The sequence below is a fragment of the Gemmatimonas sp. genome, from assembly GCF_044376735.1.
Classification (GTDB): domain Bacteria; phylum Gemmatimonadota; class Gemmatimonadetes; order Gemmatimonadales; family Gemmatimonadaceae; genus Gemmatimonas.
Genome location: NZ_JBILKJ010000106.1, coordinates 1 through 9,721 on the forward strand (window position 1 = coordinate 1; position 9,721 = coordinate 9,721).

Consider the following 9,721-nt stretch of genomic DNA (forward strand, 5'->3'; position numbering starts at 1 on the left):
CCTAACGATGCTTGCTGCTGCCGAGGGCTCTTGCACCAATTCCGTGTACACTTCCGCCTAACGAGAATGGGAGTCACACGTGCCACGATCGGGACCGTGCAAGCTGTACAAGTACACGGACGAGTTAAAGCAGACGGCTGTTCGTCTAGTCATCAGCCTGGCATGCAGGCCAAGACGGTAGCGGCGGCGCTGGAGATCCATCCCTTCATGTTGTCGAAGTGGCGGAAGGACGTCCACGACGGGATCCTCCGCAGGCGAGCGGTCAAGGCGCCGCCACCTGGCCCGGCGCGTCAGATCGCGCAGCTGCAAGCCCTCGAGCAGCGGTATGCGGAGCTGCAGCAGGAGCACGAACTCTCAAAAAAAGCCATTCAGTTGTGTTCCGCTCAACGGGCGAAACGTTCGCCTTCATCGACGCGCACTGCACGCAGTTCCGCGTGACGTGGCTGTGTCATCGCTTCGACGTGACGCCACGTGGCTTCTATGCTTGGCGCACCCGCGGGGTGAGTGACCATGCGACACAGGACCGACGCGTGACCACCGAGATTGGTCGATTGTTCGCGCGCCATCACGAGCGGTACGGCAGCCCACGCCTGCACCGCGCGTTGGTCGATGCCGGCTGGACGGTCAGTCGCCGTCGGGTCGCGCGACTGATGGCGGCCGTCGGCCTGCGGGCCAAAGCCGTGCGCGGGTATCGCGCGAAGGCCGCCGTGCATCAGCGGTATGCTCGCCATCCGAACTTGCCGTGGAAGGCCACGGTGACCACGACCAATCAGGTGTGGGGCGTCGACATCACGTACTTCAAAGTGGCCGGTAGCTGGTGGTATCTCGCGATCGTGATGGATCAATTCTCCCGCCGCATCCTGGCGTGGTCATTGACGCAGCGCCGCACGTCGGCGGTCACGTGCGCGGTGCTCGGCGAGGCCGCACGCCGGCGACCTGCGGAGGGGGTGATCTTTCACAGCGATCGCGGCACGGAGTACATGGGGGCGGCGTTCGGTGACGCCCTTGTGGCCCACGGCATGCGCCAGAGCGCCAGTGTGCGAGGGCCGGGGGATAACGCGCACGCGGAGTCGTTCGGGCATTCGCTCAAGGCGGAACTCACGCGCGGCGTCGTCTTTCTCACCGATTACGCGCTGCGCACCGCGCTCCGCCAGTACATTCGCTACTACAACCGCACGCGACTGCATTCCAGCTTGAACTACACGTCTCCTATCGCCTTCGAGCGTGGCGCCGCATAATCCAGAGTGTCCACGAAAGTGGTGCAAGATCCCCGGCGCCCCGGTCGTGTCGTTTTGATACCGGGCATCGAACGGCGTTAGATCGATCGCCTGCTCGAGCAAGTGGTGCAGGGCATCCTCGAAGGTGCCCGGGAGCAGCTGGGCGGCGAGGTCGATCGCGACGCACCTGGGCTGCGTGTCGACCGGCTTGTAGCGAGCCATGACAGATCTCGACGAGGGACGAATGAGACCGCAGATTTCTCAAGAGGCCAACGGCTCGGCGATAGAAGAGTGCCGTTTCCACATCGGTCTCGCGGACTTTTCCTACAGCCTCGTTCGACAGTTGTCGATTCAATTCATCAAAGCTGGCGAGTTACTTCACCAATCACTCAACACCACGATGCCCGCAAATCAATCGCCAGACCGCCCCCGTTTGTCGGTGAGTGCTCGGCTGGGAATCGTTGGATTCGTCGCCGGAATCTTGACCGTACTCTTCTTTATTCGTCTTTACCGCTGAAGCCCATGCGGCTGGATCGCGCGGTCCTGAGACCAGTGTACCTGTCGCCGAACGTGCGCTGAAGCTGCCGAGCAAACTTCGGAAGCTCGCGGCTTAGCTTGGGAATTGGACGGCTAGTCCGATGATCAATGCGACAGCTGGCGTCGACTACGCCACTGGCTTATAGTTCCTTCATGCGCTTCATCGAGTCGCCGGTCTTCACCGCCAGTCTCCGTCGGCACCTTGATGACGAGCAGTACCGCGCGATGCAGGCTGCGCTGAGTCTGCGCCCCGAGCAGGGGGCGCTCATTCCCGGCGGCGCCGGCCTGCGGAAGCTGCGCTGGGGCGCCGAAGGGCGTGGAAAGCGCGGCGGTGTTCGCACGATCTATTACTGGGCCGTCGATGACGACCTGTGCTATATGGTGTACATGTACGCGAAGAACGAGCAAGGCGATTTGTCGCCGACACAGATCCGCGCGTTGGCTCGCGTGGTACGCGAGGAGTTCACGTGAAAGCAGAAGCCTTCGAAGAGTTGTTGACCAGCGTTCGCCAGCTCGGTGAAATCCGCCGCGGCGAGCGCAAGGCGTCACGTTCGCGCACGTTCAAGCCGACCGATGTGAAGGCGGTGCGCGCCGATCTCGGCCAGTCGCAATCGGAATTCGCGCTCATGATCGGCGTCAGCGTGGCCACGCTCAGAAATTGGGAACAGGGGCGCCGGATGCCAGACGGTCCCGCGCTCGCGCTGTTGCAAGTGGCCGCCCACAATCCGGCGGCGGTCGTCGAAGCATTGCATCGTCCGCGCCGTCGCGGCGCCGCATAACGATGCGTGCTGCAGTCGGCCAAAGTAGATGCTCGCTTCGCTCGCGCCTTACTTGACCGCCCGCTGCAGACGCCCGCGTTCGGCCGACATGAGCGGGGGGTACACAGCAACTGCGAGGAGCTTACAGATTGACGTCGTTGTTGCGGTTCTCCTCCGGGCGTGAGAGCGACCCTGCCGTGGCCGAGTGGTTTGCGCGACACTCGGGCGTGTTGAAAGAGATCGCGGAGCATTGGTACGCGCGGATGCGTCGGTGTGGTCCGGACGTGCGCGAACTCGTGCACGACGGTTGCCCCGTCGTCTGCGTTGATGCGGCGCCGTTTGCGTACGTCAACGTCTTCAGGACGCACCTGAACGTAGGCTTCTTCCACGGGGCAGTGCTTTCCGACCCTACCGGTCTTCTTGAGGGCGCTGGCAAGCACATGCGCCATGTGAGGCTCACCGCGATGACGATCGTTGACACGCCAGCATTGGAAGCGCTAGTCGAGGCCGCGTACAGTGACATTCGCATGCGTGTGAAGCAGAGCTAGCAGAGCGGCACACGGCCAGCGTCGCCGAAAGGTCTCCCGATGGTACAGTCGGGCAGAACGAAAGGTGGTGCAGAGAGCCGCGCTATTGATGGCGACCGCTCCGTGGCCGCATCATTAGAGCGTCCACTGCACAACGTGGCGTTGACATGCATTCATACCTCGAAGTCATCCAGGTGCAATGACGCTCAATCGTGCGGGCTCAGTACTCATCGGAACGCCTGTAGGTCTTCTCATTGCAGTTGCGGTGGCCACGATATCCGCCAGCGCCCAGGACGCGCGCATGGGCCGGTTGCCGCTGCTTGCGCCAATGAGAACCGCCATGGCGACGTGTCGCCCACTGCCGATCGACGAGGGCTTGCGGCGACAGGGAGTGGCATCAGGCGTCATGGCGACCGATTCCGCCCTCAGCCGCACCGTCTCTCTGTCCCTCAGCCCCGCCGGACACGCGAAGATGCTCATCGCAATGATGAGTGACTCAACGGGCCTACGGCGGCGCGAGATGGAGACGGTGACCGTGTTCTTTGATGCCGCCGGGCGCGTGGTCATGGGGTCGAGAACCGCGGCAACCACCGGCGTGCCAGCGCGAATGAGCGAGGATCGGCGTGGTGGCCTGCTGCCATCGGATACGGTGCAAGTGCTCGCCCTTGCGACCGCTGTTCGTGCGTGTGGTCGTCGCTGATGTCTCACTCGGGTGTTCGGCCCAATACGGAGATAAGTCATGCGCCTTCTTGATCGAGTGGCCGCCCTGAACCTTTCGCTGGTGATGGCGCATCAAGCCGATGCGGCGTACTGGAAAGAGTGGGAAATGTTCGGGCTCCCAGGTGGAATCCAACTGTTTACGCTCTTCAACGTGGCTGCATTCTTGCTCTTGTTGTGGCTCTTCTCGGCAGTGATCGCTCGCCAGCGCACCGGGCTACAGGGTTCCTTCCTGATTGCGGGGCTTTCGGGGGTCGTCTTGCCAATACACGCGGCCTTCGCGTTCGCCGGCTATGCAGAGTTTCACTTGCCTGTCTCGATCGCGGTCATCATCGGCACGTTTGCTGTCTCCATTTGGCAGGCAATCCTGACGTGGCGTGCACGCACGGAGTTCACAGGCGGGGCCTAACCTCTCGTGAGACACCCCGACCGGCTCTCGCGCGTGCGTGAGTGTGTTTCATCCCTTGAGAACGAGGAGTCTGTGCAATTGTCGTCGCCCCTGATACGGCTTGCTGTTATGCTGTTGGCCCTGCCGCCCATGGCGCTGCAGGCCCAATCAACGACCACGTACGACCGCGTGATTCTGGGCGGGACGGTGATGGACCCGGCCAGTGGGTTGAACGCTGTCCGAAATGTCGGCCTCCAGGCGGGGCGTATCGCCGCCGTCACCACGGACGCCATCCGTGGTCGGGACACGATTGCGGCGCGGGGGCTCGTGGTGGCCCCTGGCTTCATCGACGTCCACGCCCACGGGCAGACGGCAGAGACGTATCGCTTCCAAGCGCTTGACGGTGTCACCTCGTCGTTCGAACTCGAACTCGGCACGGCTGATGTCGCGGCATGGTACGCGGCGCGCGCGACTGGGCAACGCATCAACTACGGCGTCAGCATCGGCCACATCAAAGTCCGCATGGCGGTGTTGCGCGACTCCGGCATGGTCATGCCGGTCGGTCCCGGTGCCTACCAAGTCGCCACCGCCGCCGACATCGGGGAGATCACGCGACGTCTGCAGGCAGGACTCGACGCTGGCGCCGTGAGTGTGGGTGCTGGCTTCACCTACACCCCGGCCGCGACCCGTGACGAACTCCTCGCGGTGTTTCGGGTGGCTGCGCGATCGAAGACGCCCGTGCACGTGCATATCCGCAACGGCGTCGCCGGCCTCACGGAGGCGCTGGAATTGGCACGTGCCTCGGGTGCCCCGCTCCACGTGGTCCACATCAATAGCGCTGGCTACGCGGCCACGCCGGCGATGCTCGCCATGATGACCGAGGCGCGGCGGACGGGGATGGATGTGTCCACGGAGGCATATCCGTACACGGCGGCGATGACCGAGATTCAGTCTGCGACCGTCCAGGACTTGTACCGGACTGCCACGGATTCGACGCTGGCCGAAATCGAGTGGCCTCGTACCGGCGAGCGGATGAATCGCGAGCGATTCGTGCAATACAGCGCGGTCGGAGGCCCCGTGGTCCTGTACAGGAACACCGAGCCGATGGTGACCGCGGCGATCGCCAGCCCGTTGACAATGATCGGAAGTGACGCCTACTGGCAAGACGGCACCGGCCATCCGCGGACGACCGGCACCTTCTCGCGCGTGCTCGGCCGCTACGCACGCGAGCAGCATGCGCTTTCCCTGATGGAGGCGTTGCGGAAGATGACGCTCATGCCCGCGCAAAGACTGGAGGCTCGCGTGCCGGCCATGCGCCGCAAGGGGCGTCTCGCACCGGGTGCCGACGCGGATATCACGATCTTCGACCCCGCGACGGTGCGTGACCAGTCGACCTACCGCGAACCCACACTCCCGCCCGTGGGGATCGCGTACGTGCTGGTGAATGGCATTCCCGTCGTCGCGCGCGGGCAGGCGGTGGAGGGTGTGACGCCGGGCCGTGCTCTTCGCGCACCGCACGGCCGTCAGTAAGTGGCATGAGTGTCTCACGAAACGTCGCTGCTGACAGCGCGGTGGCGCACGCGTTCGGCGGCCACGGAGGAACGCATGTCTGAGGATTCGAAGCCGATTGTCGAGCAGGCCAGGCAGGATCGGATGGAGGGGCGAGTGCGCGAGGCTCTCATGGGTTACGAACGTGCAGCCGCCCTTGCTCGCGTCGCGAACGACATGGGGCAACTTGCCCACGCTCAACGGCATGCGGGGGATCTGCACCGTGAGCTCGGCCAGAATCGCGCGGCTGAGGCTGCCGCGTCCGAGGCGGTCGCCGTCTATCGGCAGCATGACGGCGACGCATCGCTCGACTTGGCGAATGCGCTGCGCGTGCTGGCGCTCGCCCACGAGTCGCTTGGGCAGTCACCAGCGGCCGCGGCATCATGGCGAGAGGCCAGATCGTTGTACCTGGCGGTCGGCGTACTTCCGGGTGTTCACGAGTGCGACCAGCACATCGCACACCTTGGACTCGCGTGAACCCGCCTGCGGCAGTTGGAATGGCGCGTTCCGGCACACGGCAAAGCCAGCCGCCCAACGAGCAGCTACTACTGACAAGGCGCCGATTGAACACACGCGCTTCGCGCGTTTACTTGTGGCAGCGCCTTGCAGCAGATCGAGGGCGTTCTGCCGCTGAACACAGAATCGATGACCCAAGAGATCAGCATCACCCGCGGATTTGCCGAGGAGCTTCGTTCCGAAGCCGCCTCGCTGTTCGATGCGGCATTCGGCCCGAAGCTCGCTGTCGCCATCCCCAATCCAGAACTGCGGATGCAGGTTCTCCTGGACGCACTAGACCCATCCCACGCGTTCGTAGCTACCGCCAAAGGGCGCATCGTCGGAATTGCCGGATTCAAGACCACGGCTGGTGCACTGACGTCCGGAATAACGCCGCAGTTGCTTCGCGCGAGGCTCGGGGTGTGGCGCTCAATGCGAGCGGTCACGATCCTGGCGCTCTTCCAGCGAGCCCTGCGCCCAGACCAACTGCTCATGGATGGAATCTCCGTTTCGCCAGAGGCCAGAGGAGGTGGCATTGGCACGAAGCTTCTCGACCGCATCAAGCATTTTGCGGAAGAGGAAGGGTATCGAACAGTGCGTCTAGACGTCATTGACACGAATCAAGCGGCCAGACGACTGTATGAGCGCCAAGGCTTCGTTGCCACGGCGACATCTCGGTTTGGCTATCTGCGCTGGCTCCTTGGTTTCTCTGCGGCGACAACACTCGAATACCGTGTCAGTCTCGCTGCGGCCTAACCCCTCGCTCAAGCTGACCCGATACGGCAGGCATAGTAAGCCCGGTCCGCGGTACCCTGTACGTTCTCGCGAACCGGGCTTACAGAGCCCGCCTCCGCGGGCAGCTGAGCTCGAGCGTTATGCGGCCACGTCCACCGCGGGAGGGTTGAGAACATGAGCATTACATCCTCAGTATCTGCTTGCCTCTGGTTCGACGGAAACGCTGAAGAAGCGGCACGGCTCTACACTTCAGTGATCCACAACTCTGCGGTCACGAGCATCTCACCCGTGATGGTGACGTTCACGCTTGATGGCGTGCCGTTTCTGGCCTTGAACGGTGGCCCGCAGTTCAGACCCACCGAAGCTGCCTCAATCGTCATTCGCACCACGACGCAAGAAGAGACCGATCGCCTGTGGAGTGCACTGACAGCAGAAGGCGGGTCGGAAGGCCGATGTGCCTGGTTGAAGGACCGCTTCGGCGTTTCCTGGCAGATCGTTCCGCAGGTTCTGCCACAGCTCCTTGGTGCTTCGGATCGACAAGCTGCTGATCGTGCACTGCAGGCGATGTTAGGCATGTCGAAGATCGACATCGCGGCCCTTGAGGCTGCCTTCAATGCTTCCTGAGCCAATCCAAGGAGCTGTGCAATAAGCGCGTGCAGCGGACGGCATACCGCCGGCGCTGAGCCGGATAGTGAGATGGCGTGCACAAGCGTCCCAACCGAGACTGGACGATCGATGTCAGACATCCGAGTTGTACGGCTGGCCGTGGCCGACGGAGCGTTAGCACGGACCCTGTTCACGACGATGGCCGGCGTGTTTGAGACCGAGGCCGAGCCCCTGAGCGACGCGTACCTCACCCAGCTCCTGGAGCGCGGCGACTTCTGGGCGTTGATGGCGACCATCGACGGCGAGCTAGCGGGCGGCCTCACCGCGCACACGTTGCGGCTCACGCGCGCCGAGGTATCGGAAGTCTTCGTCTACGATCTCGCCGTCGTGCCGCGGCGGCAGCGCCAGGGTGTCGGTCGCGCCCTGGTGGCTGCGCTTCGCACCGAGGCAGCGCGGGCGGGCATCACGGTCGCTTTCGTCCCGGCGGACAACGACGATACGCACGCCCTCGACTTCTATCGCGCGATCGGCGGCGTACCCGCGCCCGTGACGATCTTCACGTTTGGCGAGGAGGCGACGTGAGGCCCGCCGGTGCGCCGTCGCGGGCCGCGAGCAGGCGGAGGGACTCGGCGTGATCGCCGACCGTAGCGGTGCTGCCGCGTCTATCTTTCATGGATCATGACCACTCTCCAACGGCGTCCCGCTGGCCTTCCCCGCTGGCGCACCATCATAGCGAGCCTGCTGCTGTTGGCCTCGACCGCCGAGGCCCAGCTTCTTCAGGTTCCCGAGCCTACGGATTCGACGCGACGACACCTCGTGGCCCGCAAGGTGACCGGCAAGATCGTGCTTGATGGTCGCCTCGACGAGCGCGATTGGCGCACGGCACCGGTCGCGACGCAGTTTGTGCAGGTTCGCCCCGACTACGTGGACACCACGCGCTATCCGACCGATGTGCGCGTCGTCTTCGACGGTGAGTACCTCTACGTCGGTGCCTACAACCGCGACAGCGCCGGCCTGGCCTCGTTGCGCATGCCCGACCTGCGGCGTGACTTCGAGTCGCCGGAGAGTGACGTGTTCGGCGTCACCTTCGGCCCGTTGGGTGATCGCCGCACCGCGTTGCAGTTTCAGTCGTCGCCGCTGGGTTCGCAGGCCGATGTGCAGGCCTTTGATGGAGGCGATGCCTTCAGCTTCAACTGGGACGCCCTGTGGCGCGTTCGGACAACGCGCGCCGATTCGGGATGGATCGCGGAGATGGCGATTCCCTGGCGTTCCTTGCGCTACGCGCCCGGGCTTACCTCATGGGACGTCAACTTCGTGCGCAATACCCGCCGCGTGGCGCAGTGGAGTGCGTGGGTGCCGTACCCGCGCCAGTTCTCGTCGTGGCGCCTGACCTTTGCCGGCGTCCTTGACTCGTTGCAGCCGCCGCCGCCGCGAATCAATCTCCGTGTGCGACCATACGCCTTGGGGCAACGATCACGAGATGCCGCCCCTGGCGCATTCAATGGCTCGCTGGGTGACGTGGGCGGCGAAGCGATTTGGGCGCCGACCGCCAACAGCCTTGTCGAAGGCACCGTCAATACCGACTTCGCACAAGCCGACGTCGACCGGCAGGTCGTGAATCTCTCACGGTTCAGTGTGTTCTTTCCGGAACGTCGTCAGTTCTTTCTCGAGAATGCCGACTTGCTCAATGCCGGTGGCTTGAACGGGCGCTACGTCGTGCAGCCGTTTTTTTCGCGCCGCATTGGTCTGGCCGACGACGGCACGTTGCAGCCGATCGACGGTGGATTGCGGTATGCGTATCGCACGGGGCGCACCACGGCCGGTGCGTTGGCCATGCGACAGGCGGCCGTCAATGGACAGGGCGCCACCACCTTTGGCGTCGCACGCGGCAGTCAGTTCTTTGGGCGCGCGACGCGCCTTGGTGCGACGGTGGCCCTGCGCGATGGCGGCGGGGGACGTATCTCCGCTGGTTCGACCACCGGTACGCCAACGCCCGCCAGCACGCAGAATCTGGTCACCGCCTTCGACGCCTTCACGCGCATCGGCGAACAAGTGCAGCTCAGCGGGATGATCTCCACGTCGAGCACCGATGGTCGCACCGGAGTCGCGGCCACCTACGGCGTGGCACGGTCCACGCCCATGGTGACCGCCGGGCTGCTTGGCGCGTTGGTGACCCGTGATTACGACCCGCAA

Annotated in this window: 14 protein-coding genes; all 14 read left to right on the forward strand. The window is 64.0% G+C overall.

The features are described from left to right. The first annotated feature begins 66 nt into the window (after window positions 1–66). Window positions 67–438, forward strand: a complete 372-nt coding sequence (locus ACIRA7_RS12345; protein ID WP_396221148.1) for a transposase — start codon at window positions 67–69, stop codon at window positions 436–438. Further along, a complete protein-coding gene (locus ACIRA7_RS12350) occupies window positions 375–1,238 on the forward strand; it encodes an IS3 family transposase (protein ID WP_396221149.1) in 864 nt (287 codons plus the stop codon). The genes ACIRA7_RS12345 and ACIRA7_RS12350 overlap by 64 nt, the downstream gene beginning before the upstream one ends. Before the next feature lie 199 nt (window positions 1,239–1,437). Then, a complete protein-coding gene (locus ACIRA7_RS12355) occupies window positions 1,438–1,734 on the forward strand; it encodes a hypothetical protein (RefSeq protein WP_396221150.1) in 297 nt (98 codons plus the stop codon). A 173-nt stretch (window positions 1,735–1,907) separates the two neighbouring features. Then, window positions 1,908–2,225 (forward strand): type II toxin-antitoxin system RelE/ParE family toxin, encoded by a 318-nt coding sequence (locus tag ACIRA7_RS12360; protein ID WP_396202600.1) that lies wholly within the window; start codon window positions 1,908–1,910, stop codon window positions 2,223–2,225. Continuing rightward, window positions 2,222–2,533, forward strand: coding sequence for a NadS family protein (gene nadS / locus ACIRA7_RS12365; protein ID WP_396221151.1), 312 nt, complete (start codon window positions 2,222–2,224; stop codon window positions 2,531–2,533). The genes ACIRA7_RS12360 and nadS overlap by 4 nt, the downstream gene beginning before the upstream one ends. A gap of 206 nt (window positions 2,534–2,739) precedes the next feature. Continuing rightward, window positions 2,740–3,060, forward strand: a complete 321-nt coding sequence (locus ACIRA7_RS12370) for a DUF1801 domain-containing protein (protein ID WP_396221160.1) — start codon at window positions 2,740–2,742, stop codon at window positions 3,058–3,060. A 319-nt stretch (window positions 3,061–3,379) separates the two neighbouring features. Then, window positions 3,380–3,739, forward strand: a complete 360-nt coding sequence (locus ACIRA7_RS12375; protein ID WP_396221152.1) for a hypothetical protein — start codon at window positions 3,380–3,382, stop codon at window positions 3,737–3,739. A gap of 39 nt (window positions 3,740–3,778) precedes the next feature. Next, complete coding sequence (locus tag ACIRA7_RS12380) at window positions 3,779–4,165, forward strand: DUF6713 family protein (protein ID WP_396221153.1); 387 nt, start codon at window positions 3,779–3,781, stop codon at window positions 4,163–4,165. A gap of 108 nt (window positions 4,166–4,273) precedes the next feature. Beyond that, the gene (locus ACIRA7_RS12385; RefSeq protein ID WP_396221154.1) at window positions 4,274–5,674 is read left to right on the forward strand and encodes an amidohydrolase family protein; all 1,401 of its coding nucleotides are present in this window, start codon (window positions 4,274–4,276) and stop codon (window positions 5,672–5,674) included. A gap of 75 nt (window positions 5,675–5,749) precedes the next feature. Beyond that, window positions 5,750–6,169: a hypothetical protein gene (locus ACIRA7_RS12390; RefSeq protein WP_396221155.1), complete on the forward strand. Its 420-nt coding sequence runs from the start codon at window positions 5,750–5,752 to the stop codon at window positions 6,167–6,169. A 126-nt stretch (window positions 6,170–6,295) separates the two neighbouring features. Continuing rightward, window positions 6,296–6,943, forward strand: coding sequence for a GNAT family N-acetyltransferase (locus ACIRA7_RS12395; protein ID WP_396221156.1), 648 nt, complete (start codon window positions 6,296–6,298; stop codon window positions 6,941–6,943). Between the two features lie 153 nt (window positions 6,944–7,096). After that, window positions 7,097–7,546: a VOC family protein gene (locus ACIRA7_RS12400; protein WP_396221157.1), complete on the forward strand. Its 450-nt coding sequence runs from the start codon at window positions 7,097–7,099 to the stop codon at window positions 7,544–7,546. 180 nt (window positions 7,547–7,726) lie between these two features. Beyond that, window positions 7,727–8,110 carry a GNAT family N-acetyltransferase gene (locus tag ACIRA7_RS12405; protein WP_396221158.1) on the forward strand — a complete coding sequence of 128 codons (384 nt, stop codon included), beginning with the start codon at window positions 7,727–7,729 and terminating at the stop codon, window positions 8,108–8,110. A gap of 96 nt (window positions 8,111–8,206) precedes the next feature. Then, the coding region (locus ACIRA7_RS12410) for a DUF5916 domain-containing protein (RefSeq protein ID WP_396221159.1) at window positions 8,207–9,721 on the forward strand (1,515 nt) is incomplete at its 3' end.

Excerpts from the sequence above, each read along its gene's own strand:
- ACIRA7_RS12355 (WP_396221150.1), top strand. The coding sequence starts at position 1,438 with ATGACAGATCTCGACGAGGGACGAATGAGACCGCAGATTTCTCAAGAG.
- ACIRA7_RS12345 (WP_396221148.1), top strand. The coding sequence starts at position 67 with ATGGGAGTCACACGTGCCACGATCGGGACCGTGCAAGCTGTACAAGTA.
- ACIRA7_RS12375 (WP_396221152.1), top strand. The coding sequence starts at position 3,380 with ATGGCGACGTGTCGCCCACTGCCGATCGACGAGGGCTTGCGGCGACAG.
- ACIRA7_RS12380 (WP_396221153.1), top strand. The coding sequence starts at position 3,779 with ATGCGCCTTCTTGATCGAGTGGCCGCCCTGAACCTTTCGCTGGTGATG.
- ACIRA7_RS12400 (WP_396221157.1), top strand. The coding sequence starts at position 7,097 with ATGAGCATTACATCCTCAGTATCTGCTTGCCTCTGGTTCGACGGAAAC.
- ACIRA7_RS12405 (WP_396221158.1), top strand. The coding sequence starts at position 7,727 with ATGGCCGGCGTGTTTGAGACCGAGGCCGAGCCCCTGAGCGACGCGTAC.
- ACIRA7_RS12385 (WP_396221154.1), top strand. The coding sequence starts at position 4,274 with ATGCTGTTGGCCCTGCCGCCCATGGCGCTGCAGGCCCAATCAACGACC.
- ACIRA7_RS12390 (WP_396221155.1), top strand. The coding sequence starts at position 5,750 with ATGTCTGAGGATTCGAAGCCGATTGTCGAGCAGGCCAGGCAGGATCGG.
- ACIRA7_RS12360 (WP_396202600.1), top strand. The coding sequence starts at position 1,908 with ATGCGCTTCATCGAGTCGCCGGTCTTCACCGCCAGTCTCCGTCGGCAC.